This is a genomic window from Bradyrhizobium sp. AUGA SZCCT0158 (genome assembly GCF_018130065.1).
Classification (GTDB): Bacteria; Pseudomonadota; Alphaproteobacteria; order Rhizobiales; family Xanthobacteraceae; genus Bradyrhizobium.
In genome coordinates, this window is the sequence record NZ_JAFCME010000005.1 from 178,080 (window position 1) to 202,190 (window position 24,111).

The window sequence follows — 24,111 nt, forward strand, 5'->3', positions numbered from 1 at the left end:
TTCTCCTGCAACGGGATCGGGGAGTATTACGGGATAAGGGGATGGTTAAGGTGCCAGGATAAGGTGCTATATTACCCTGATTAAGAAGCCCCGATACTTTGCATCGAGTTGTTTCGCGATTTTGTGTCTGACCCCCGCCAGGTTCCACCCAAGCGCGTCGGCACTGCGCGCTGCTTCCGCGAGGCGTTACAATCCGCCCATCTTGCAGACCATCTTCCATTCGTCCGCGGTGACCGGCTGGACCGACAGCCGCGAATACTTCACCAGCGCCATCGCGGCCAGCTTCTTGTCGGCCTTGATTGCGGCCATCGTCACCGGGGTCTTCAGCGGCTTGTCGGCCTTGATGTCGACGCAGACGAACTTGCCGGTCTTGTCGGTCGGATCGGGATAGGCCTCCTTGATGATCTCCGCGATGCCGACGATCTCCTTGCCCTCGTTGGAGTGGTAGAAGAAGGCGCGGTCGCCTTTCTTCATGGCCACGAGATTCTGCCGCGCGGTGAAATTGCGCACGCCGGTCCAGGCTTCGCCCTTGGCGCCTTTCGCAACCTGCATATCCCACGACCACACCGAGGGCTCGGACTTCACCAGCCAGTACGCCATTTATTCCTCCGCCTTGAACGGCCGCGTCAGCAGGCCTTCGATCGCGGCATCGATCGTCACCTTGCCGGCCAGAATCGCTGCCACCGCATTTGATACCGGCATGTCGACATTTTGCGAAGCCGCCAGCTCGATCAGCACGGGCGCGGTGAAGGCGCCCTCCGCAAGCTTGTCGCGCGCCGGCTGCTCGCCGCGCCCGAGCGCGATGCCGAGTGCGAAATTGCGCGATTGCAGGCTCGAGCAGCTCAGGATCAGATCGCCCAATCCGGAAAGTCCCGCCAGCGTTTCGGCGCGCGCTCCGCAGGCGCGGCCAAGCCGTGCCAGCTCGCTGAAGCCGCGCGTGGTCAAGGCGGCCAGCGCCGAGGCGCCGAGCTTGCGTCCTTCAACGATGCCGGCCGCGATCGCCAGCACGTTCTTCGCCGCCCCGCCGATCTCGACGCCGCGGATATCCGTGGTGTGATAGGGCCGGAAGGTGGATGAGCCGAGCGCCTGCACCAGCGCGCTTGCCAGTGCTTCGTCCTTTGCCGCCAGCGTCACGGCGGTCGGAAGTCCGCGCGCCACATCGTCGGCGAAGCTCGGTCCCGACAGGATCGCAGGTATCGCGTCGGGGGCGGCTTCCGCGATCACTTCGGTCATGAATTTATGCGTGCCGCGCTCGATGCCCTTGGCGGTGGCGATAACCGGCGTCGCCTTCTTCAGATGCGGCGCCAGCGCCAGCGCCGCTTCACGCAAATTCTGCGCGGGCGTCGCGATCAGGATAATGTGGGCGCCGGCCGCCGCCGCGATGCGGTTGGTGATTTCGATGCGCTGGTCCAGGCGCATGCCCGGCAGCCGCGGATTGGCATGCGCCATCTTCATTTGCGCGGCGTTTTCGGCGTTGCGTGCATAAAGGATGACATCGCGGCCGGCGCGCGCCGCGACGGCCGCAAGCGCCGTGCCCCAGGCGCCCGCGCCGATCACAGCGACGGTGTTGTCCAACGGCATCGCTAGAATCCCGCCCTGGTGTTGGCGTAGCCCGCCGGCGCTGCGGCATTGGCATCGAGCAGCCAGCGCGCGCGGGGCGGCGCATCCATCGTATCGGTCAGTCCAAGCGCCATCCGCTCGGCGCCGGCCCAGGCGATCATCGCCCCGTTATCGGTGCAGAGCGCCGGCGGCGGAATGATCAGCGTGGTCTGCGCTTTCGCCGCTACATCCTGCAGCGCGTCGCGGATCGCGTGGTTGGCGGCGACGCCGCCGGCCGCGACCAGCGCGCGGGGCGGACCGAACTGCTCGTGGAACAGCCGCAGGCCGACGCTCAATCGATCGGCGGTGGATTCCAGCACCGCGGCCTGGAAACTGGCGCAGAGATCGCTGACATCCTGCGGCTCCAACGGCATCATCCGGCTGGTCTCGTTGCGCACGGCGGTCTTCAGTCCCGACAGCGAGAAATTCGCATCCGGCCGTCCGAGCATCGGGCGCGGAAACGCAAATCGCTTCGGATCGCCGCCGGCGGCCGCGCGCTCGACCTCCGGTCCGCCGGGATAGGGCAGCGACAACATCTTGGCGACCTTGTCGAAGGCTTCGCCCATGGCGTCGTCGACGGTGGTGCCGAGCCGGACATATTTGCCGACGCCGACCACCGCGACGATCTGGGTGTGACCGCCCGAGGCAAGAAACAGGCAATAGGGAAACGCCAGCGCGCAAGTCAGCCGCGGCGTCAGCGCGTGGGCCTCGAGATGGTTGACCGCGATCAGCGGCGTGTCGTGCACCATCGCGATCGCCTTTGCGGTGGTGAGGCCGACGATCACCCCGCCGATCAGGCCGGGACCCGCGGCGGCGGCGACCGCCGACAATTGCGCATAGCCGATCCCGGCCTCTTTCATCGCGCTATCGACAATGCCGTCGAGCAGATCGACATGGGCGCGCGCTGCGATCTCCGGCACCACGCCGCCGAAGCGGGCGTGCTCGTCGGTCTGCGAGCGCACGATATTGGACAGGATGCGGCCGCTGCCGTCACTCGCCCGCTCGATCACCGCCGCCGCGGTCTCGTCGCAGGTGGTCTCGATACCCAGCACCAGCATCGGCGTGTCGTTATCCAATTTGATCCCTTGCGCATCAGGTCAAAACAACGCTTCCGTAACCCGGTAGCATTACGAGGTCTCTGGGTGCAATCGCCGGTTAAAGCCGAAACATTTTGCGCCAAGGTATTTTTGGAGATCTGAGGCATGGCCGTTCTCGTCACGCGCCCGCATCCGGACGATGAGGCCACCGCCGCAGCCCTTCGCGCCAGGGGTTTTGAAGTGCTTCGGGCGCCGATGCTGCGATTTGAGGCGGTGCCGTTCCATGACGATGCCGATGCCCGTTACGGCGCCATCATCGTCACGTCAGCCAACGCGCTGCGCGCCATCGCGCCGCATCTGGCCGATAGCCGGCTGCTGAAATTGCCGCTGTTCGCGGTCGGCGAACACACCGCCTCGGCTGCCCGCGACGCCGGTTTCAGCGAGGTGATGGCGGCCAGGGGCGATGCCGGTGCGTTGCGCGATCTGGTGCTGGGAGCTGTGAAATCGAAGCAACTCAAGAAAGCCAGCACGCTGCTCTATCTGGCCGGCGCCGATCTCGCGCGCGATCTCGCGGGCGAATTGGGCGAGAAGGGGTTCACCGTCGTGACGCACACGACCTACCGGATGATTCCGGCGTCCAGCCTGCCGCAGGAAATATGTGACGCTTTCGTGGCGAACCAGATCGATGCGGTGCTGCATTATTCACGCCGCAGCGCGCGCGCCTTTCTGAACGCGGCGCGGTCGGGCGGCGTCGAAATATCGGCGCTGGCGTTGCCACAATGCTGCATTTCCGCTGCCGTTGCCGCCGTCTTGCGCGATGCCGGCGCGACGCAGGTCACGGCGGCCGCCCAGGCCGACGAAAATGCCTTGTTCGAGGCTTTGAGCCGTGCTTTGCGGACCCGATTGGCCTAACCCCGCCCGATTCTGATAGGTTCAGGGCAACTCACGCTAAGGGAACCGCTGCGATGGTCGACGACAGGCCCGAAAATCAGGGATCACCGCCCGAATCGGAGCGGCCCAAGCGCGAGCCGCCGACGATCGATCTCGAGGCGACCGAAGTGACCAGCGAACCTGCGAAAGCAGGCGATACAACGAGTGCGGATACCGCCGCGCCCGAGACCGCGGCGCCTGAGGCCGCGGCGGCCGACACCGAGACTGCAACCGCGGCGGCCGCGGCGGAACCGGCGCCGCAACCGGTGCCTGCGCCGGCGCCGGTCTCGCCCTGGATCGTTGCGCCCCTCTCCGGCGCGGTGGCGGCCGCGCTCGTGATCGGCGTCGGCTGGATGCTGGGCTGGCCCGCCGTTCAGCCGGCGGCAGCGCCGCCTGCGCCGCAACTCAACGCCGCGATCGATGGTCTCACCACGCGTGTCGCAGGCCTGGAGACGAAAACAAGCAAGCCCGCCGCGCCGGTGGCCGATCCGGCTTCCCTGGCGCGGATTGATACGCTGGAAAAATCGCTCGCCACGTTGCGCGGCGAACTCGCAACCGCGCGCACGCAGAACGAAAAACTTGCGTCCTCCGTCAACGAAGTGAAATTGGCGCCGCGTACCGACGGCACTCCCGCACCCGCGCCCGATCTTTCCGGGATCAACGAGCAGATCGCGAAGATCGAAAGCAGCGTACGGGCGCAGGCCGCGGAGATCGCGCAGCAAGGCAGCAAGATCGCCGACTTAAAGCCGGTCGAGACCAAACCTGCCGACGATCAGCCGCTGCGCCGGGTGGTGGCGGCGGCTTTGCTCGATGGTCTCGTGCGAACCGGCGATCCCTATCCGGCGGCGCTGAATACGGCGAAGGCGCTGGCGCCAAACGCCGACGCGCTGAAGCCGCTTGAGCCGTTCGCGGCAACGGGCGTGCCGAACGCCGGCAAGCTCTCGGGCGAATTGCTGACGCTGGTGCCGAAATTGTCGCCGGCGGTGCCGCAGGACGCCGCCACGACTGGTTCGGGCATCGTCGAGCGGTTGCAGGCCGGCGCCGCCAAGCTGGTCCGCATCGAACGCACCGATACCGCCGGCAATGACCGCGGCGCGGTGGTGGCGCGGGCGACCGCGGCGGCGTTGCGCAACGATGCCAATGAAGCACGGCGCGAATTGAAAACGCTGGCGCCGGCCGATCGCGCCCCGGCGCAAGCCTGGCTCGACAAGGCCGATGCGCGCGATGCCGCGCTGGCCGCCTCCCGTCAATTTGCGGCCGACGCCATGGCCGTGCTCGCCAAACCGGCGCAATAAGGAATCCGATGGTCCGGATCATTTTGTTTCTGCTGTTGATCGCGCTTGGTGCAGCGGGCGCGTCGTGGGTGGCCGAGCAGCCCGGCGACGTCGTGCTGTTGTCGGGCAATCTGAAGATATCGACCACGCTGCCGAGGTTCTTGGCGGGGCTTGGCATCGTCATCGTTGCGGCCGTCATGCTGTGGGCGATCCTGCGCGGCCTGTGGCGCACGCCGGCGCGTCTGCGCCGCAATCGGCGCGAGAAGCGTCACGCCCGCGGCCGGCACGCGATCACGCAGGGATTGCTCGCGATCGGTCACGGCGATTCCACCGCCGCCCGCACGCATGCCGAAGTCGCGCGCCGCCATGCGGCAGAGGATCCGCTGGCGCTGCTGCTGGAAGCGCAATCGGCGCAGCTCGATGGCGATCGCGAAGGCGCGCAGCGCGCTTTCCACGCCATGGCCGAGCGTGAGGATACGCGGCTATTGGGCCTGCGCGGCCTGTTCATCGAGGCGCAGCGCGCGGATGATCCCGTCGCCGCCGTGATGGTCGCCGAGGAAGCGCTGAAACTGTCGCCGTCATCGTCATGGGCGTCGCATGCCGTGCTCGGCTTCTGCTGCGCCAAGAGCGACTGGACCGGCGCGCTCCGTATTCTCGACAACAACCAATCCTCGGGGCTGATCGACAAGACGACCTATCGCCGTCACCGCGGCGTGCTGCTGACCGCACGCGCGCTTGAGCTGGAGAAGGTCGATCGCGATCTCGCGCGCCAAAGCGTGATGGAGGCGGTCAAGCTGGCACCGACGCTGGTGCCGGCCGCGGTGCTCGCGAGCAAATTTGAAAGCGAGGCGCATCAGGTGCGGCGTTCGATGCGCTTGGTCGAAACCGCGTGGCTGGCGCAGCCGCATCCTGATCTCGCCGATGCCTATGCCCATGTGAAGCTCGGCGATTCCGCGCGCCAGCGGCTGGTGCGCGTCGAAACGCTGGCGGCGAAAGCACCCGGCCATATCGAGGGCGCGCTCGCGATCGCGCGCGCCGCGATCGACGCCTCCGAATTTACCAAAGCGCGCGAAGCGCTGGCGCCGTTCATCACCGCGCCGACGCAGCGGGTGGCGCTGCTGATGGCGGAGATCGAGCGCACCGAACATGGCGACAGCGGCCGGGCGAGGGCGTGGACCTTGCGCGCGGTGCGCGCGCTGCACGATCCGGCCTGGACCGCGGATGGCTATGTCAGCGATCGCTGGCGGCCGGTCTCGCCGGTCACCGGCCGCCTCGACGCCTTTCAGTGGCAGACGCCGGTCGCGGCCTTGCCGTCCGACAAGGGCCCCGCCATCGAATCCTCACCGTTCGAAGAGGCGATGCTGGCGACGCCGCGCCGCGCGGTCGTGCTCGAGCCGCCGGCTCCGGCCCCGGTCGAAAGCGGGCCGGCGGAACCGGCGGCCCCCGTCGCGCCGGAGCCTGTTGTCGCGCCCGCGGCTGCGGCCGCCCAGGACAACGCGCCGCCCGCCGCCAGCGTCGAACCGGAACCCGCCCCTGCGGCGGAGCCTGAGCCGTCCCCCGCACCGACGCCGCCGCCCGCCCAACAACCGGCGCCCGCCGTTGCCGCGCCGCTGTTTCGCGCCCGCCAGGACATTCCGAAGGCGGTTCCGGCACCGATTCCGGCCGTGATTCCCATTGTCCGGGCGCCGGACGACCCGGGAATCGACGAAGACGGCCCTCCGGACGAATTCGCCCAGCAAATCGGCCCGCCCAAGGCCCAGGCCGGCGGCTGGCGGGGATTTTTGTCACGCTGGGGCGGGGAGTAGAGTTGGGAGGCAGCGTTTTTCTTGCCAAGGCGGGCGCTGCCCGATATCAGGTGGCACGCGTTTTCGGCCCATTTGCCGAACGCTGCGTCTGGTCCGCCGCAATAGCTCAGTTGGTAGAGCACGTCATTCGTAATGACGGGGTCACAGGTTCGAGTCCTGTTTGCGGCACCAATGACTTAGCCGGTTTTCGGCACCTTCAAAAATCAGCCGGGGTAGGTCGGGGGTAGGTAGCGCCCCGCGCGGCCAATCTGCCTGTTCGGCCCTTGAGCGCTATCGCCGTTCGCTCTGCGGCGGGTGGGCGTTGGGGGCGGTTGACGAGGCTTCAGCGTCCTCGGCAGGCACTTCGCGCGCTATCAATCGGGCGAGTTCGACAAGGCCATCGTCGAACGGGCGGGCGCGCGGGGTTGGTCTTTCCGGCCGGGAGGCGACCCGGCTCAACGCTGCTAGGATTTTCATTGTACGATTCCCCCGACCGCTGCGGCACTGGGTCAAGGCACTCTAAAGCGCTTCGTTCCGATTTGATTAAAATGAAGGCCGACAACTGAAGAACGTAGTCAACGCCGTCCTAACGTCGGTCAAGGTCAGTGGCCTCGCAACGCGTGAACGCTAAGATGATGGGCCCATGCCTGACAACGTCCACAAATTTCGCAGAATCAAATGGGCAGACCCGAAGCGGTTTAAGATGATCGATGGTTTCAAGTCAAAGCCGCGGTTCGCGCTATTTTTCTGGCTTGGTAGGCTTAAACGCGCCCGAAACAGGCAGCCGCGCGCGATGCGAGACAGAACGTCAAAAGGGCGAAGCAGCCCAGCGGCGGCTTCGCGAACAGCGGCGGTCGTCCTGATTTCCAGCAAGTCACTTGCCCTTGTCCGGCGGGAACGGAAGGCGCTAATGCGTGCAACTTTGGACGCCGCTCCTACTCTGTCCCGCCCGTGGTGCTGACCTAGCGGAATGATTCGGTCGGCCGCTATAGACACGCTCAACCTTGTTTGGCGTCGATGCCTTGTCCGATGCTGAAGGCAAAGCGGACCTACGACGCATCATGCCGAAGCGACGCGAATGACCCAGAGCCGAACTCGCGGCTATGCAGCCGTTATCGACCAGCATGCAATCGCCAAGGGGCGACGTCTGTGGCAATCAATTCAAAGATTGCCTGCGACATAATCTCCCTGAAAGCAGTGGCAGGGGGCGGGGTTCCACTGCACTCTGCTTCTACCGACAGTTTTGAATTCCCTGCAGCCGAAGCAAATATTTCATTGAGTAGTCGAACGCAGTCGTCCCACTCAGCATGTGACGGCGGTTCGTCGGCTCGAATATGAATGAAACACTTCTGCGGGTCGGCGGCAGCGTAAATGCCTTTGATCCATGTGAATGCGGGCCAAATCAATTCGAACAATGCCAACTGTATGCCGGCCAATTTCTCATTCAGTGCATCTTCTGACAGGCCGTTCATTATAAAGCAGCTCCGAGCATCCAAGTGAGGGCAACCAAGAAAGCTGTCGAGGCCATCGAAGGTGCATTCTGATATCGCCGAGTGTCAATGCTGCGCCGTCGGCTATTGGCACTTAACGGACCTAATGCGAAGGACCAACGAAGTCCGCTGATAGCGTTAAAGCGGACGTGATCCGCGCAAGCGATTCGTCCGCTGATCTATCCACACCCGCCGCCGGTCGCGCCCCGATGCTTTTCAGGGCGCAAGGGCGGGTGTGATTCGCGAGTCCGACGCGGCTGCGCTTTGATTGCGTCATGCCATGGCGGCGAAAACCAAATTCTCGATTGCGATACTGGTCAGGCGGGACACCGACCACGGCAAAGGCCGCTGGCTTCACGTCGATTCTTGTCTACTGCGTCGGCCCGCCTGTCGGAGACCCGCGCAAACGGTGTTGGCATTCGGCGGCTAACCGAACGGGGTCACAGGTTCGAGTCCTGTTTGCGGCACCAGCCTCTCTCCCGCTCTACGCGCGTATTCTCAACTGATCGGTGTAGATCAGCGGAAATTTGTGGCCAGCTCCCGGTAGCGCAGCGTGGTCACGACATCCGCCCCAGGTCGGTCACGCCGACCGGGGCGACTTTTGGTCAAAGTGACCGTTTCACTTACAGCCGAATTGTCGGGGCTTCGATTGCGCCGCGATAGTTGCTCTCCATGAGCTGCTTCTGGGCGATCATGAAGTCGGTCCTGGCGCCAAAGCCAGTCGGATGCAGATGGATATATCCGCCTCCAGTGACAGCGGCGAGGTCGTTCTCGGTGATTTCGCGAAGTTCGTTCTGATTCCCGGTAGACATGGCACATCCTCCGTTTAGCTCGACCGGCGCGATCATTCGCCCCGTTCCGTCGATCTCGGAAAAATGCCCCGTCTTGCAATGATGCGCTGTTCCCCAGGTAACAGCCGATGCGTGACCGGCATCACGGAGCGCCCCGCATATCGCGTTTATGTCGGCAAAGCAGAGAGCGCTCATGCACCTGCTGCCATGCTTGTCCGAACATGGAGGCGCCGCATGCTGAAAATATACCTGAAGGTGAAGAGCGCCGCCCCTGTGGCGTTGCTCAACCGTCGACTCAGCGAGGTGCCTCCCAAGCAACGTGACGAACTCGCTCGAAATGAAGGACGAGTCCGACATCTATCCGCGTGCGCTACTCCTGATATTCGCGTTGGTCTCGTGCGCGTTTGCCGCGCTGGCGATATTTGCTGCTATCAACGCGTGGAAATCCGGAAACTGGGTGCAATTCACGGTAACGGCTCCGGGAGCGATCTTCTTTGCATGGTGTGCGTGGGCATGGTTGCGCCGATGGATCGCCCGCGCCTGAACAGCATTCCGTGCTCACGGCAACAGTGGTACGGGCGGTGATCTTTCTCCCGGATACGATCTCCGCGGTGCTCGGAAGCTATTTACGGCATTTTTCCCTGCCTATGCTGCGCCGTTAACCCTCCATTAACCATGTCGGCGCACCCTGCGCTGTCCCTTCTGGAAACGAGTGTGCGGCGAGAGGCCGTCTCCGCTGTCCCGGTGACGGCTTTTTGCCTTTCCGAACCGTGGAGTAGAGCCATGTCTGAACCGGGCAAGGTGCAACTGGGGGTAAATTTGCTTTCCGCATTCACATCGACAATTGCCGTTGCCCTGGTCTTGGGCTTGCCAATGGCGGTCGCTATAATCTGGCTTTGCTCCTGATTTCTCCGCCTGGCCAGAGGGCAAGGCAGTGTTCGACTGGTGGAAATCGAAAAAGCCTTCGACGAAGTCCGCCGACCGGGGACGCGGCGGCGGACCGCACGTCATCCTTGAGGAATTACGCAGCCGCGTTCCGCGGTACCTCGATGATGCCGATAACGGCAAACTGATCTATCCGGCCTGCAAGCGGGCGCTTTCGGATCTGGATGGCGATATCAGCTCGGTTTGGGATCACACCCGACTCGAAGCGATGCGATATGTGACGATGGTGCCAAGCCCGCAATTCGAGTTGCTGACCGGTTCGGACCGCCAGATCGAGATGATGAACGCTTACTTGTTTCAGCGTCCTCACGACGAGACCGTGATCGATTTCACCGGAACTGCGACGACCGATTTTGCGATTGCTATTGTGGCCGGCCTCAATTGGTTGACGCATTGCGCCCAATTGTCTGGCGTTGAACCAGGCAAGCAGTCCGGCACGATTCGCAATTTTCGAAGGATAGTCACGTTGGCGCACCAATGGTGGCTAACCGAGGGAGCCGGCGAACGCGCCAGCCGATTGCTTGATAATGGCGAGCAGCCACCGCTGATGTTCTATCTGGTATGGAACGACTATACGCAACTGGCAAAGCACATCGCGGCAGCCACCGTATTTGGATCGTCCGCCAACCGTGCAGCAAAGCTGGTTGCACTTCCCGCCGACCTCATCCCCCGTTTTGAGGCCGCTCAAGATCCCCTGGAACTGGCCGACGACGCAGCACGACCCCGCTAGTGGTTTGATCGGCTGCCGTCCCTGAGGTTCATGCCCAGCTTTGGCGGGGCCGGAACCAAAGGATCTGGAACCCCGATGGATTGCGAGCGTCAGGATTTACCTGACGTCCGTGCGGCCAACACCATGCCTGGCAGACCAAGGTCAGGCTGGTCCGATCCGCCAAATCCCGTAAGGGTGGTCCGGGTTCAATTTGCTCCGGCGGAACGATAGATGCGCACAGCTGTAATCGCGGAGTTGGCTGACAGGCTTTCCTCCGGTTCAGGACGAAGGAACGAGGGCATATGGCTGTTCGCCGCGCTGGCTCTGACCGCCGCCATCCCGGTCCTGCTTCTCGGGGGATGGATCGCCTACATCACCGCTGACCAGGAACGCAGCTACGCGCGTAAAGCGGCCACCGAAGCGCTGACCCAGGTCGCGCATCAGATCGAAGCCGAAATTTCGCGTGAGATGCAGGTCGCGGAAACGCTCGCGAGTTCGGCCGCACTCGACAACGGGAATTTGGGTGACTTCTATCTGGAGGCAACGCGGATCGTGGCCGCCCGCCCGCTCTGGGAGACGGCCGCGCTGACGAAGCCGGATCAGGAGCAGGTATTGAACGTGCTGCGCCCGCTCGGTGCGCCGCTCGGACCGGTCATGGACAGTGAAAGTTTCAACGCCGCCGTCCGCACGCGAAAGCCGGTCCTTGGCGGACTTGGTCCGTACCAGGCTGCGATCGGCAAACAGCTGGTGTCCCTGCGTGTCCCGGTCATCAGGGATGGTGAACTCCGCTACATCCTGACGATCGGGTTGTTGCCCGACCAGATCGGCACGATCCTCGGTCAAGCCGGACTGCCGGCCGGATGGGCCGGCACCGTGATCGACGCCAAAGAGCGGATGGTGGCGCGCACGCCCGACACCAACACCGCCAAGGCAGACGCGAAAACGCCTGCAGTGCAGGAAGCCATTGCTCGCGGCGGCGCGAATTCGCGCAACACCAAGACCAGTGAGGGCATGGATGTCGAAACCGTCCATCGCGTGCTGGCCGGCACCGAAGGATGGTCGGTGCATGTGGGCGTTCCGCTCGCTGAACTGAACGCTCCGGTGTCTCGCTCCTTGCGACTGTTGTTTGGCGGAACCGCCGCAAGCGTCGGGCTCGCCATTGCCCTTGGTCTGGTGATCGCCCGGGAAATTGCCCGCCGGCGTCGCATGGAGGCGCTCGAATCGGCAGCGGCTTTGCTGGACAGCGAAAAACGAGGGGCGCTTGCGATCGACGCCGCCGAGCTCGGCACCTGGCGCTGGGATCTGTACACAAACGAGTTCAGCGGCTGCAGCCGCTTTTGCGCACTGCTGGGTCTGCCGGCCGCCCGATCGGGCGAAACAAAATGGCCTGCCGACGGGATTTTCGCGAAAGTCGAACCATCGCATCGGCCGGCGCTGGCGGCCTTTGGCGCTGCATGCCTGGAGAGCGGCAAGTCGAGCAGCGTCGCATTTCAGATTCAGTCCGACGACCGCGGTGAGTATTGGTTGCGCGCGGCAGGGAGAGCTGAAGGGCGGCCCAATCATCGCCATGTGATTCACGGTGTGCTCGCCGACATTGACGTGTCCAAGCGCGCGGAGGCGGAGCGGTCGCATCTGCTGCGACGGCTTGCCTCCGCCCAGGAAGAGGAGCAGCGCCGGATATCGCGGGAACTGCACGATCAGATCGGCCAGACGGTGACAGGGTTGTCGCTAGGCCTCAAGGCACTCGAGCAGGGGCTCGCTAGAGGAAACAACGGAGCAGCGGCAACCGAGCAGGTACGATGGCTGGAACAGCTCGCGGCGCAGATAGGCCGCGATATTCATCGCACGGCTTCGGACCTGCGGCCGACGGCGATCGACGACCTCGGAATTTTCAAAGCGATCGAGGCCTACGTTGCGGAGTGGCAGGAGCGTTATGGCGTTCGTGTCGATGTTCAGACGTTCGGGCGAGACGATCAACTTCCCGCCGATGTGGCGGCGGTGCTGTACAGGTTGGTTCAGGAAGGGTTGAACAACGTTCTGAAGCATGCCCAGGCCAGCAAGATCAGTCTCGTGCTCGAAAAAAAATCGGAAGGGTTGGCGTTGGTTCTTGAGGACGACGGAATAGGTTTCGATCCGGAAACCTCGCAACGCAATGTGTCGGACGGCCGGGCGCCCGGATTGGGGCTTTCCGGCATGAAGGAACGCGTGGCGCTTCTCGGCGGCAAGATTGCCCTGGAATCCGCGCCAGGAAAAGGCAGTACGATCTTTGTCCAGATTCCGCTGGAAGAGCTTGTGAGCGTCAGATGACCCGCATTCGCATCGCCCTCGTCGATGATCATCCTGTCGTGCTGGCGGGCATTCGCGCGCTGCTGCTGGACGTGCCCGACGTCGAACTGGTTGGTGAGGCGAATACGGGAGCGGCAGGCTTGAAGGCGATTTGTGAATGCTCCCCGGATATCGCGGTGATCGATCTGTCCCTGCCGGATTTCAGCGGCATGGAACTCGCGCGTCGTCTGAGCAAGCGGTGTCCGGCAGTGAAGATCATCGCGCTGACCGTTCATGAGGATCGCGCCTACGTCCACCCGGTGCTGGACGCCGGAGCGAGGGGATATCTGTTGAAGCGATCGGCCGGAGACGAATTGCTTCGCGCCATCCGGGCCGTCAACGAGGGATCGCTCTACCTCGATCCTGCGATCGCCGAAAAGACATCGGCGAAAGTGCCCGAACTCGCGTCGGCGGGCGAGGACGATGGCGGTGAGCTCAGCCCTCGCGAAGAGGACGTCCTCAAACTCGTGTCGCAGGGATTCAGCAACAAGCAGATCGGCGGGCAACTCGAAATCAGCGTCAAGAGCGTGGAGACCTACAAGGCGCGCGCCTCCGAAAAGAAGGGGCTGCATAGCCGCGCGGATATCGTTCGCTATGGCATCAAGCAGGGCTGGCTTACGACTCCAAATTGAGCGCCTGTAACAGGTGTGATGTCACGTGGCGTCGCTGCCTGCGCCGCGAATCATCATCGCGGGGCGGTCTTGAGATCACTCATCGGCACGCAGCTCTTCTTCCGCCGCTGATTCCGCGGCGCACCCTGCACCTTCAAGACCTTGCCGGCCGAACACGAGCCGTCGTTGACATAGATCGTGGTATAGGGATCCATCATCAGCGGTTCGTAGGAATAGAGCTTCTGGGCATAGGACGGTTGCGCAACGAACAAGGCCGTCGCGAACAAGGCCGTCAGAAGCGCGCCCCATGCCAGTCGACGAGAGCCGCGCCGGAACGCAAGGCATGCGCTGTCCTCAACGTGCCCGTTACGTGCGCTCACGGGCATCTCATCGATCCTCTTGACGTTGAAATGTCTCCGCCGTCGAGGGCGCATTCCGCGACAGGCTGTGAATGATGTCGGTCACCGGTATGAGATGGCGGGCGTAGACCTCTTGAAGCCTTCGAATCATGTCGATGTTTTCTGCTGACGCGTTCAAGCGAAAGCCGCCATTCGTGCAAAGCACGAACCCGTCTACGGAAAGCCGTTCGAGCGCCTTCGCGGTTTCCGTCTCGCTGGCGTAGATGCGGGCTGCGATATCAGTCACTTCCCAGTGTTCTCCAGGGTTAGACCAAATGAGCAGCAGCGCTTCGATTTGTGCCACCGAAGCGATGTACTTCAGGATGAAGTCCCGAACCTCGCCGGGGACGTATTGGGCTGCCATGAGTTGGGCCGAGCTTGTGCGTGCGAACGAGAGAGGGTGTCCTGGCGGCAGATCGTGGTGCGATCGCCAGAGGATAATTCAGGGATCATTCCGCCGGTGAGTTTTGAACCGCCGGCGTGGCTCGCGTCCCCAAGGATCGCTCCGCTCGCGCCGCCTCGCCCTCATACTCGTCGACCAGTGCCTGAAGTTTAGCTGCAAATTTCGGGTCGGCGGCGCCGACTGCCAGCTGCTTGAAAAACATGGCCCGCGCACGCAAGTGCTTGCTTCCATATGGCTTGTTCAATTCGCAGTTGGCTCGACCCACCGTCGCATTCCCCATTCTTACATGCTGCCGCTCGGCGCCATTCTAGAGCCCAACCAGTCGTACGGGCGTCAGGAAAAGCCTGTCAGGGTCAACGGTTGTCTCATCAACGGGACGGGACTGCTGCCAAAGGGCTGCTGCAAAAGGCAAGCGGGAGCCCCGAGATGTTCATGGCGATGGAGAGGATCTCGCGGCGGTTTGCGGAACGGATCCGCTGCGTGAATCATTGTTGCAAATCAGGCAGACAGCGCGGGACGTCAACCGTCCGTCGACGCCTAACCGCTCGTAACGGTGTGGCGTTCTTTCCAAGCACGGAACGCAGTAAGCCAAAGGTGGACTCTTGATCGTCTTGCCATCCAGCATTTCAAAACCCCCGATCTTGAAAAAATTTGCGTAAATCTCCCGTTATTCTTCGCTTTCGTTGGCCCCACCCGCAATCGCCACCACGCCCACGAAGCCAAGGGCGCCTGCCGAGATGAGCGCATTAATCCTCAATGCCGCCGGAGGAACTCCCAGCCCGTACCAGACCAGCAGCATCATCAACAATGCGGCCACGCATGCGCTTCCGAGGTAGATCGTGAGTGCGACAGCCAGATCTATGATTCTCATCGTTGGCTCGCGGCTATCTCGGGTTCGGCGTCACCCTGAATAATAGAACGACGATGATCTTCGGAACGTCAGGAAAATCCTGTCAGGTCTGCCGGGGGATAGTGCACTAGTCATTCCTAAAGCAATTCGCGGTAATGACGCTGGACGGTTCCAGGATCTGATCGGGTCCAACGGCGCTAACCCTGCTCAGAGCGGCTGAATCCGATCGGATTGCCTGGCAAGACTTGGAAGCCAAGACTTGGAAGCCAAGACTTGGAAGTCAAGACTTGGAAGTCAAGACTTGGAAGTACTGGGGGATTAGATGAAGCATCACTCGGGGCTGGCGTGCGGAGCATTGTTGTTGGCTGGCCTTGCGCCGTTTCTTGCTGGTTGCGATGAGCCGAGGGCCGCGCAAGCCGCAACCAAGGTTGAATCCGAAGTGGGCGTTATTTCCGTGAAACCGCATCCGCGGGCCCTGGTGCGCGAACTGCCCGGCCGTATCGCGCCCACGCGCATTGCGGATGTTCGGTCCCGCATATCGGGCATCGTGGTTGAGCGGATGTTCCACCAGGGCTCCGAAGTAAAGGCCGGCGATCCGCTTTATCGAATCGATCAAAGGCCGCTCGAAGTCGAACTGCGGGCAAGCGAAGCGTCGCTGGCAAAGGCGATTGCCGCGCTCGAACTGGCTTCGCATCAGGAGAAGCGAACGACGCTGCTCGCGAGTCAAAAGGTGGTCTCCGAAGCCCAGCATGAGAAGGCGGTCGGAGGCTTGCGTCAGGCCGAAGCGGACGTCGCGGCCCGCAAGGCCGACGTTGCCCGCGCACGGCTCAAGCTGAATTACGCAACCATCCGCGCTCCCATCGATGGCGTGGTTGGCGCTGCACTTGTCAGTGAAGGCGCCTTTGTCGTCCAGAACGAATCCAATCTCGCCACGATTCGGCAGCTTGATCCGACCTACGCAGACTTCACCCAATCGGTAACCGAGATGAACCGGCTTCGCCGCGCGTTTGCCGACGGCGACCTGGACCGGATCGCGCCCACGACAGCCCGGGTTCGCCTCGTGCTGGATGACGGAACCGTTTTTCCGATGCACGGCAAATTGCTGTTCTCGGAATCCAAGGTCGATGCCTATACCGGGCAGGTGACAATGCGGGCCGAGTTTCCAAACCCGAGACGAGAATTGCTGCCGGGCATGTATGTCCGGGTTCTCATCGAGCAGGGGGTCGACGCCGACGCCATCACGGTGCCGCAACAGGCCGTCCAACGCAACGCGGGGGGAGGCAGCGAGGTCTTTGTGGTCAAGGACGATGGTCGTGTCGCGGTGCAGCCGGTCCGTCTTGGTGAGGCGCAGGGTGGCCTGTGGCTGGTAAACGAGGGTCTGCGTGAGGGCGACCGGGTGGTGGTGGATGGATTTCAAAAGCTTGCGCCAGGCGACAAGGTCAAGCCGGTGCCTTTCATCAATGAAACGGCGTCGGCCGATGCCTCCCTGGGGCGCCGATAGCTCGCGCCTATTCAGAGAAACGGCCGCTGCCCCCTATGTGACCTATCTCACATAACGATCCGCGGTCCTCGCCTAGTTTTCCCGCCACCAAAAACGGGAGACACATCATGCGCAAGATCATTCTGATCGCAGGGTTCGTTTTGGCGTCTGTCAGCGCGCAGGCCGGGGATAACAGAAGCCTCTCGCTGGCCGGAAGCGATACGCAAACAACCGCCGCACCGGCCCGGACCAACGCGCCGCCGCAAATTGCCGAAGCTGCCGAACCGCCGAAGGCCGAAGCCCCGCGCGCGGCCGAGGCGCCCAAGGCGGAAACTCCGAAATATGTCGAGCGTCCGGCGATCGTCGAAACCAAGCCTGACCGGTATCGCCACGAGCCGCGTTACAAGGACGAGCCGCGATATCGCGACGAACCGCGCTACAAGGATGAGCCGCGATATTCGGACTCGCCTCGATATGATGATGGTCCCCGATACGATAAGTCCCGGAGGTCACGCTACTGGACCGAACGGCGTATCATCAACGCGCTGCATCGACACGGCATTTACTGGTAATTCCAGAAAGCAAAACGCGCCCGCGGGATTGATCCGGGGCGCGTTTTTGTTGTGGGCTGATGCCGGCGGCGGCGCGCTTGACTACTCCTGAGCCGTCTGCACCACGCTGGCGATCGGGCGGCTGGCGACGGTCGGGACCTTGAGGTCCTTGACCAGCATCGCGTCATACTCGGCCAGGGTCTCGAGCTGCACCTTGGCCTTCATCAGCACGACCTTGTAGCCGCCGGCCTTGAGGCGGCGCAGCAGCGTCGGCAACGCCGTCGCGGTGTGCTTCTGCAGGTCGTGCATCAGGATGACGCCCTTGCCCTGCTTGTCGAGCTTGGTCATGACGTTCTGGATCACCTGATCGGGACCCGAGGATTTGAAGTCGTTGGAATCGACGTCGACCGAGAACATCGAGATGTTTCGCGTGCCGAGATAGGCCAGCGTGGGTTGGGTGTGTCCGAGCCCGGGGAAGCGGAAGAACGGCGCGGGTGCAGCGCCGATCGCCATCTTCACGGCGCTGAAGCCCTTCTCGATCTCTTCCTTGGCCTGCGCTTCCGTCATCTTCTTGCTGTCGAGATGCGCGTGCGACCAGGTGTGCGAGCCGACGGTGTGGCCGGCTACGTAAACCTGGCGGAGGATTTCGGGGTGATAGGTGGTGTGCTTGCCGACCGGGAAGAACACCGCCTTGGTGCATTCGTCCGCCAGCGCCTTCAGCACTGCAGGTGTGGTCGGCCACGGACCGTCGTCGAAGGTCAGCACGACCTCCTTCTCAGTCAGGAAGTCGAACTGCTTGTATTGCAGGAAGCCGAAACCCGGTCCGCCCGTGGTGTCGATGATGACGGTGCGGCTGACGCCGAGCGCGTCGGGATTGGCGCAAACCGGTTTTGCGGCCACCGGCGCAGCAGGTGCCGGCGGCGGGGCCGGCTTCGTGAGCGACGCCGTTACCTCGACGTCATCCTTCGGCTTGGTGGCGGCCGGCAACGGCTCGGCCTTGCGGGCGGCGACAGTTTGAGGGGCCGCATCGGCACGCGGCGAGGAGGTCCAGAACCAAACACCGGCGATCACAGCCGCCGAAACAACAGTGGCCAGCATCAGGCCTAACGCATTACGCATCGTTACACTTTCCACATAACGCAAGGGACACAACGCAACGGGCCATTAATGCCAATAAGGTCTTAACGCCTCCCCAACACGGCGCCGGGAGTTCAGGAAAATTAGGGGCTTATCTCTGTGTGATGAACGTCACAGCGGGAATGGTGGGCGGAGTGCACGGTCGGTCATCAACAACGGGCCCCGCATCCGCGGCGCCAATGGGAGCCGAAAATGACCGCTTTCTTCACCACCGTTCGCAACGTCAGTGTCGTGCTGGCCGTTGCCGCCTCGCTTTCCGCTGTTACCTCGACCGCGGGCTATGCCTTCAGCGAAGAAGCCCGCTCGCAGTGCACGGGCGATGCCTTCCGCCTCTGCAGCTCTGAAATCCCGAACATTCCGAAGATCACCGCCTGCATGGTCAAGAATCGCGCCAATCTCTCCAGCGGTTGCCGCGCCGTGATGGACCGCGATTTCGCCGCGCAGCGCGTCAGCAAGGTCGCCGCGCAATAACCCAGTCGTCCCCGGCTCTCTCGAAAAGCGCTTGCGTCGATGCGACGCAGGCGTTTTTTGCGTTTGCCGGCAGCCAAATTCCCGCATGTAACCGCTTCCCCCCGGACCAGATCCGGGCTGGCTTTCGCCTGAAAACGCGATAGAAGGCGGGGATCGTTTATTGCTGTGTGTGAAGGCGACTAAGATGACCAGATTTCTTTTTGTTATTCCCTTTGTTCTGATGGCGTCAGCCGCTTCGGCGCAGCAGCAGCCGGGCCATGACGCCTGCGCCCGCGACGTCTCGCGGTTTTGCCGCGCCCAGATGAATGACGGCGACATGGTCGTGCTGGCGTGCCTGCAGCAGAACCGCGCCCGTATCAGCAAGGGCTGTCAGCAAACGCTGGCGGCCCACGGGCGGTAGTTAGTCTCTCCGTCATTCCCCGATGCGCAATTGCACATCTGAGAATCCATAACCACGATAATGAGTATGTATTCCGGGCCTGCGCCAAGGGCGCATCCCGGAATGACGATGGTGAGATAGCTACGTACTACTCCCCGCCACGGTCGCGACCGGCAACACCTCGTTGGCGGCGCGGTCGGGCGTATCTTCCTTCCAGCGCACCGATCCGAACGGCCGCTCCAGCATGCGGCGCACGCGGATCGGCTCGGGTCCGAGGTGGAAGTCGATCGCGCGCTGGTGCAGCGCGCGTTCGGATTGCGTCGCGCGGTTGCGCTGGCGCAGATAATCCAGCCAGGTCGGGCAGTGATAGCGTTCGGTCCACAATTCGGGATCGGCGATGTCGCGCGCGATCGACCAGCCATAGGCGCCGTTGCGCTGCCGGCTCAGCTGCACTTCCTGCATCACATTGTGGAACAGCCGGGCGTTGTCCTGCGCCACGCGATATTCGATCTCGACCACCAGCGGGCCGCTGCGTCCGGTCAGCGACAGCCGCACCTCGGGATCGGCCAGCACTTCGGTGGCAGCCTCGTTGCGCGCGCCGACCGGTGGCATGCGCAGCCAGATGCCGAGAACAGGCGAAACCAGCATCAGGCCTGCGGAGACCAGCAACGCGGCCTCGACGCCGGCGTAGTCCGTAAGATGGCCCCAGCCCCAGCTTCCGACCGCGATGCCGCCGGCGATCGCGGCCTGGAAGGCGGCCAGCGAGCGGCCCGCGACCCAGCGCGGCGCCGAGAGCTGCACGCCGATGTTGAACAGCGCGACCGCCAGCATCCACACGCCGCCGGCGAGCACGAGGGCCGCCGCCGTCAGCGCCGCGTTCGTGCTGAACGCCACCGCGGCAATCGCGCCGGCCATCGAAATCGCGCAGGCGCGCACCGCAGCTTCGCCGCTCAGCCGCTTGCGCGCTTCCGTGATGTTGAGCGCCCCGATAACGGCGCCCATGCCGAAGGCGCCTAACATGATGCCGTAGGTTTGCGCGCCGCCATGTAAGAGATCGCGCGCCACCAGCGGCATCAGCGCCGAGACCGAACCGCCGATCAGGCCGGTGACCAATGTTCGTATCAGCACGATGCGGATCGACGGCGAGTTGGCGATATAGCGCACGCCGGAGACCATCGCGCGGTTGAGACGCTCGCGCGGCAGGCGCGACGGCTCGTGGGTGCGGTTCCACAGAAACAGCACGACCATCAGCGGCAGATAGAGCACCGCGTTGACCGCGAACGCTGCGACCGCACCCGCGGTCGCGACCACGATGCCGCCGACCGCCGGCCCAAAGCTTCGCGCGATGTTATAGCTGATGCCGTTGAGCGCGACGGCCTGCGGCAGCGTTTCCGCCGGCACCTGCTCGCTGACCGAGGCCTGCCAGGCCGGACCGAACAACGCCATGCCGCAGCCGACGACAAAACACAGCGCCAGCAGCACATTCGGGGTGACGAGGTTGAACCATGCCAGCACGGTCAGCGCGGTGGCGCCGACCAGTGCGATCGACAGCGAGACCAGCGCCACGATACGCCGGTCGTGCATGTCGGCGATGGCGCCAGCCGGCATCGAGATCAGCATGATGGGGAGCATCAGCGCGGTTTGTACCAAGGCGACCTTGTCGGCCGAGGACGTCATCTGCGTCATCGCCCAGGCCGCGCCGACGCCCTGGATCAACAGACCGAGGTTGGACACCAGGCTGGCCAGCCAGATCCGCCGGAACACCGCGTGCCGCAGCGGCGCTGCGATGCTGTCGGCGGCAAAACGCGAGCGCTTCGGCTGGTCGGTCATGGTCCGTTCCGCCTGTCCCTCTGTCACCGGTTTGATTCCATTTGCATTTAAAGAGATGCCTGCGAAAACCCTGCCCTGTCCAGTAGTTACGCCGCCCTCGGTGGTGCCAGGACACAGCTAAAGTACTGAAAAGTAACGGAAGGTCACAAAATGAGCCTATCGCGGCGATCGATCCTGAAAAGCGCCGGCGCGCTATCCTTGCTGGGCGGCCCCTTCGGATTTCAAGCGTTGGCACAGGCGGCGCCGGCTGTGCCTGCCGCCGCCGAGATTCCGCCGATCCTGTTCGTGCACGGCAATGGCGATCATGCCGCGCTCTGGATCACCACGCTGTGGCGGATGGAATCGAACGGCGTGCCGCACGAGCGGATGTTCGCGATCAATTTCACCGATCCCCTGGCGCGCAGCGACGACAAGGTGGAGCAGCCGAACCGTTCGTCGACCGAAGACCAGCGCCGCGAACTTGGCGAGGCGATCAAGGAACTGAAACGGCGCACCGGTGCGCCGCGCGTCGCGCTGGTCGGCAATTCGCGCGGCGGCAATTCGATCCGCAATTATGTCAAGAACGGCGGCGGCGGCGATGTCAGCCATGCCGTGCTGTGCGGCGTTCCCAACCACGGCGTCTATGACTGGGACGACGGCCTCGGCGGCGAGTTCAACGGCCGCGGGCCTTTCCTGCGCGGCCTGAACGAGGGCGAAAAAGAAGTCACTGATGGCACGGCATTTCTGACGCTGCGCAGCGACGGCATCGACAAATTCGCGCAAGCCGACGGCCGTTTCGTCGGCAAGCCGGGGACGCCGACCGGTATCACCGCGGAAGGTCCGGCGCTGAAGGGTGCAACCAATCTGGCGCTCGGGGCTATCGATCATCGCGAGACCGCGTACCATCCGCGCGCGTTCCGCGAGATTTACAAGTTCATCGCCGGCCGCGAACCGTCGCGTCTCGACATCGTGCCGGAAGCGCAGGTCAAGCTGAGCGGGCTGGTGACGGGCACGCCGACCGGCGTTCAGACCAACCGTCCGGTATCCGGCGCAACGGTCGATGTCTATCGCGTCTCCGCAGAGACCGGCGAACGCAATGGCGGGCGGATTCATTCTTCGCAGACCGGCGCCGATGGCCGCTGGGGTCCGGCGCAGGTCGACCCCAGCTGGTATCTCGAAATCGTGCTGACCTCGCCGCACGCGACCACGACGCATTTTTACCGTTCGCCATTCCCGCGCTCGTCCGACATCCTGCATTTGCGGGCCGCCCGGCCGCTCGGGTCTGCCGATTCAGGCGCCGGTGCCGTCGTGCTGATGTCGCGGCCGCGGGGCTATTTCGGCCTGCCGCGCGACGTCGTGCTGTTCGACGGCAAGGAGCCCAAGGACGTGAAACCGGGTGTGCCGACCGATTCGGTCACCACCTTGCGGCTTCCGGCCGAGGAGGCTGGCCGCGCCGTGGTGGCGCTGTTCAACCAGGAGCGAATCGTGGCGCGGGCCTGGCCGGCAGCGGAAAACCGGATTGCGGTAGCTGAGCTGACTTATTAGCTGTTTTCTCGACTATTGCCGGTGCCGGCGCCTTTGTCATGCCGGGATCGGAGACATAGATTGGATCTTGGATAAGATCTTGGCCCGCATGAGCGCAGCGATATGCGGGGCTTTGGCACCATCCCGGATATCGCTTCGCTCATCCGGGCGACGAAAGTGGCGCCTATGAGCATTGCCGAAGCCTACGACATGCCGCTCGTGCGGCCGCTGGTGCCACCGAGCCCGCCGCGTGCGCCCGACGACATGACGATGCTGCGGCGGATCAAGGCGATCCGCGAGAACGTGATCGGCAGCTGGGGCCAGCGGGCCTATGAAGAGGACATCGTCCGCGGCCGATTCTTCAGGCGCAGCACTTTCATTCTCAACACGCCGGACGCCATCCGGCATGTCCTGGTCGACAATTACGAGAATTATACGCGCACGCCGGCCAGCTTCCGGGTGCTGCGGCCGCTGGTCGGCGACGGATTGTTGACCGCCGAGGGGCGCGCCTGGAAACATCAGCGCCGAACGCTGTCGCCGGCCTTCACGCCGCGCGCGGTGACGACGCTGGTTCCGCACATGCTGTCGGCAACCGACCAGACCATCGCCAATCTCAGGGCCGCCAGCAATGCGCCGGTGGATCTGCGCCAGGTCATGCAGCGGATGACGCTCGAGATTGCCGGACGCACGATGTTTTCGTTCGGGATGGACCGCCACGGCGCCGCCTTGCGCAATTTCGTGACGGAGTATGGCGAGCGGCTGGCGTCGCCGCATTTTCTCGACATTCTGCTGCCGCCGCGCTGGCCAAGCCCGCAGGATTTCGCGCGCGCCCGCTTCCGCAAGCGCTGGACGGCTTTTGTCGGTGTGCTGATGGCCGAGCGCCGCGCCGCCGGCAAGACCGAAGGCGCCCCGCCGCGCGATCTGTTCGACCTGATGGGCGCGGCGCGCGATCCCGAAACCGGCGAGGCCTTCACCGACGAACAGCTCGGCGATGAAGTCGCGACCATGATTCTCGCCGGCCACGAGACGACGGCCACCGCGCTGTTCTGGTCGCTCTATCTGCTCGCGCTCGATCCCGCGACCCAGGAAAAACTGGCGTCCGAAGTGCAGGGCGCGAGCGTCAATGGCGAGCTCGAGATCGAGCGGTTGAAATTCACCCGCGCGGTGGTCGACGAGACCATGCGGCTTTACCCGCCCGCTTTCCTGATCATTCGCGCGGCAGCCGGGCCGGATACGATCGGCGGCATGCCGGTGAAGAAAAACGACGTCGTGCTGATCGCGCCGTGGCTGCTGCACCGGCATGAAAAACTGTGGCGCGATCCGAACGCGTTCGTGCCTTCGCGCTTCATGACGGGGACGCCGCCCGATCGCTTCGCTTATCTGCCGTTCGGTGTCGGCGCGCGCGTCTGCATCGGCGCGCATTTCGCGCTGGTCGAGGCGGTGCTGGCGCTGGCCAAGATGATCGGCGCGTTCCGTGTCAGCATGGTCGACAACGCGCCGGTGATGCCGGTCGGCGTGGTGACGACCCAGCCGGACCGCTCACCGCTGTTTGCCATCGTGCCGCGGTGATGCGCATGGCGCATTGCCTGACTTGGTGGCCCGCCCAATCTGCTT

The 24,111-nt window shown here is 63.6% G+C and carries 23 protein-coding genes and 1 tRNA gene; 14 read left to right on the forward strand and 10 right to left on the reverse strand.

The window, feature by feature from the left end; all coding sequences use genetic code 11:
* Window positions 1–186 precede the first annotated feature (186 nt).
* The 3 genes from JQ574_RS09400 to tsaD are packed head-to-tail and all read right to left on the reverse strand — an operon-like array spanning window position 187 to window position 2,657.
* Entirely contained in the window at window positions 187–600 is a 414-nt protein-coding gene (locus JQ574_RS09400; protein WP_212210296.1) for an EVE domain-containing protein, read from the reverse strand.
* On the reverse strand, window positions 601–1,581 hold the full coding sequence (locus JQ574_RS09405; RefSeq protein WP_212210297.1) for an NAD(P)H-dependent glycerol-3-phosphate dehydrogenase: 981 nt from the start codon (window positions 1,579–1,581) through the stop codon (window positions 601–603).
* A 2-nt stretch (window positions 1,582–1,583) separates the two neighbouring features.
* Entirely contained in the window at window positions 1,584–2,657 is a 1,074-nt protein-coding gene (gene tsaD, locus JQ574_RS09410; protein ID WP_212210353.1) for a tRNA (adenosine(37)-N6)-threonylcarbamoyltransferase complex transferase subunit TsaD, read from the reverse strand.
* 144 nt (window positions 2,658–2,801) lie between these two features.
* Between tsaD and JQ574_RS09415 the strand changes: the two genes are divergently transcribed.
* The 4 genes from JQ574_RS09415 (at window position 2,802) to JQ574_RS09430 (ending at window position 6,816) form a co-directional block, all read left to right on the forward strand.
* Window positions 2,802–3,548 carry a uroporphyrinogen-III synthase gene (locus tag JQ574_RS09415; RefSeq protein WP_212210298.1) on the forward strand — a complete coding sequence of 249 codons (747 nt, stop codon included), beginning with the start codon at window positions 2,802–2,804 and terminating at the stop codon, window positions 3,546–3,548.
* Window positions 3,549–3,601: 53 nt separating this feature from the next.
* Complete coding sequence (locus tag JQ574_RS09420) at window positions 3,602–4,861, forward strand: COG4223 family protein (RefSeq protein WP_212210299.1); 1,260 nt, start codon at window positions 3,602–3,604, stop codon at window positions 4,859–4,861.
* A gap of 8 nt (window positions 4,862–4,869) precedes the next feature.
* A complete protein-coding gene (locus tag JQ574_RS09425) occupies window positions 4,870–6,645 on the forward strand; it encodes a heme biosynthesis protein HemY (RefSeq protein ID WP_212210300.1) in 1,776 nt (591 codons plus the stop codon).
* 95 nt (window positions 6,646–6,740) lie between these two features.
* A tRNA-Thr gene (locus JQ574_RS09430) sits at window positions 6,741–6,816 on the forward strand.
* 920 nt (window positions 6,817–7,736) lie between these two features.
* On the opposite strand, the gene JQ574_RS09435 is transcribed toward JQ574_RS09430, so the two are convergent.
* Window positions 7,737–8,096, reverse strand: a complete 360-nt coding sequence (locus JQ574_RS09435) for a hypothetical protein (protein WP_212210301.1) — start codon at window positions 8,094–8,096, stop codon at window positions 7,737–7,739.
* 641 nt (window positions 8,097–8,737) lie between these two features.
* A complete protein-coding gene (locus tag JQ574_RS09440; protein ID WP_212210302.1) occupies window positions 8,738–8,926 on the reverse strand; it encodes a bacteriocin in 189 nt (62 codons plus the stop codon).
* Between the two features lie 316 nt (window positions 8,927–9,242).
* Here JQ574_RS09440 and JQ574_RS09445 point away from each other — a divergent pair, with 316 nt between their 5' ends.
* From JQ574_RS09445 to JQ574_RS09460, 4 genes are all read left to right on the forward strand, one after another.
* On the forward strand, window positions 9,243–9,449 hold the full coding sequence (locus JQ574_RS09445; RefSeq protein ID WP_212210303.1) for a hypothetical protein: 207 nt from the start codon (window positions 9,243–9,245) through the stop codon (window positions 9,447–9,449).
* A gap of 390 nt (window positions 9,450–9,839) precedes the next feature.
* Window positions 9,840–10,580 (forward strand): hypothetical protein, encoded by a 741-nt coding sequence (locus JQ574_RS09450; RefSeq protein ID WP_212210304.1) that lies wholly within the window; start codon window positions 9,840–9,842, stop codon window positions 10,578–10,580.
* 210 nt (window positions 10,581–10,790) lie between these two features.
* The gene (locus tag JQ574_RS09455) at window positions 10,791–12,866 is read left to right on the forward strand and encodes an ATP-binding protein (protein ID WP_212210305.1); all 2,076 of its coding nucleotides are present in this window, start codon (window positions 10,791–10,793) and stop codon (window positions 12,864–12,866) included.
* Entirely contained in the window at window positions 12,863–13,516 is a 654-nt protein-coding gene (locus JQ574_RS09460; protein WP_212210306.1) for a response regulator transcription factor, read from the forward strand. Before JQ574_RS09455 ends, JQ574_RS09460 begins: the two co-directional genes overlap by 4 nt.
* Window positions 13,517–13,569: 53 nt before the next feature.
* Here the strand turns inward: JQ574_RS09460 and JQ574_RS09465 are convergent, their stop codons facing one another.
* From JQ574_RS09465 to JQ574_RS09475, 3 genes are all read right to left on the reverse strand, one after another.
* The gene (locus JQ574_RS09465; protein WP_212210354.1) at window positions 13,570–13,875 is read right to left on the reverse strand and encodes a DUF6719 family protein; all 306 of its coding nucleotides are present in this window, start codon (window positions 13,873–13,875) and stop codon (window positions 13,570–13,572) included.
* 7 nt (window positions 13,876–13,882) lie between these two features.
* Entirely contained in the window at window positions 13,883–14,257 is a 375-nt protein-coding gene (locus JQ574_RS09470) for a hypothetical protein (RefSeq protein WP_212210307.1), read from the reverse strand.
* Between the two features lie 706 nt (window positions 14,258–14,963).
* On the reverse strand, window positions 14,964–15,167 hold the full coding sequence (locus JQ574_RS09475) for a hypothetical protein (RefSeq protein WP_212210308.1): 204 nt from the start codon (window positions 15,165–15,167) through the stop codon (window positions 14,964–14,966).
* Window positions 15,168–15,468: 301 nt separating this feature from the next.
* Here JQ574_RS09475 and JQ574_RS09480 point away from each other — a divergent pair, with 301 nt between their 5' ends.
* Both JQ574_RS09480 and JQ574_RS09485 read left to right on the forward strand, forming a co-directional pair.
* Window positions 15,469–16,647, forward strand: coding sequence for an efflux RND transporter periplasmic adaptor subunit (locus tag JQ574_RS09480; protein ID WP_212210309.1), 1,179 nt, complete (start codon window positions 15,469–15,471; stop codon window positions 16,645–16,647).
* 107 nt (window positions 16,648–16,754) lie between these two features.
* Window positions 16,755–17,198, forward strand: coding sequence for a hypothetical protein (locus tag JQ574_RS09485; RefSeq protein WP_212210310.1), 444 nt, complete (start codon window positions 16,755–16,757; stop codon window positions 17,196–17,198).
* A gap of 81 nt (window positions 17,199–17,279) precedes the next feature.
* Here JQ574_RS09485 and JQ574_RS09490 read toward each other — a convergent pair whose 3' ends face one another.
* The gene (locus tag JQ574_RS09490; protein WP_212210311.1) at window positions 17,280–18,296 is read right to left on the reverse strand and encodes a polysaccharide deacetylase family protein; all 1,017 of its coding nucleotides are present in this window, start codon (window positions 18,294–18,296) and stop codon (window positions 17,280–17,282) included.
* A gap of 210 nt (window positions 18,297–18,506) precedes the next feature.
* Between JQ574_RS09490 and JQ574_RS09495 the strand changes: the two genes are divergently transcribed.
* On the forward strand, window positions 18,507–18,785 hold the full coding sequence (locus JQ574_RS09495) for a hypothetical protein (protein WP_212210312.1): 279 nt from the start codon (window positions 18,507–18,509) through the stop codon (window positions 18,783–18,785).
* A 184-nt stretch (window positions 18,786–18,969) separates the two neighbouring features.
* A complete protein-coding gene (locus tag JQ574_RS09500) occupies window positions 18,970–19,185 on the forward strand; it encodes a hypothetical protein (protein ID WP_212210313.1) in 216 nt (71 codons plus the stop codon).
* 120 nt (window positions 19,186–19,305) lie between these two features.
* On the opposite strand, the gene JQ574_RS09505 is transcribed toward JQ574_RS09500, so the two are convergent.
* Window positions 19,306–20,994, reverse strand: coding sequence for an MFS transporter (locus JQ574_RS09505; RefSeq protein WP_212210314.1), 1,689 nt, complete (start codon window positions 20,992–20,994; stop codon window positions 19,306–19,308).
* Window positions 20,995–21,144: 150 nt separating this feature from the next.
* On the opposite strand from JQ574_RS09505, the gene JQ574_RS09510 reads away from it, so the two are divergent.
* On the forward strand, window positions 21,145–22,518 hold the full coding sequence (locus JQ574_RS09510) for a hydrolase (RefSeq protein ID WP_212210315.1): 1,374 nt from the start codon (window positions 21,145–21,147) through the stop codon (window positions 22,516–22,518).
* A 165-nt stretch (window positions 22,519–22,683) separates the two neighbouring features.
* Window positions 22,684–24,066 carry a cytochrome P450 gene (locus tag JQ574_RS09515; RefSeq protein ID WP_212383454.1) on the forward strand — a complete coding sequence of 461 codons (1,383 nt, stop codon included), beginning with the start codon at window positions 22,684–22,686 and terminating at the stop codon, window positions 24,064–24,066.
* The last annotated feature ends 45 nt before the right edge of the window (window positions 24,067–24,111 follow it).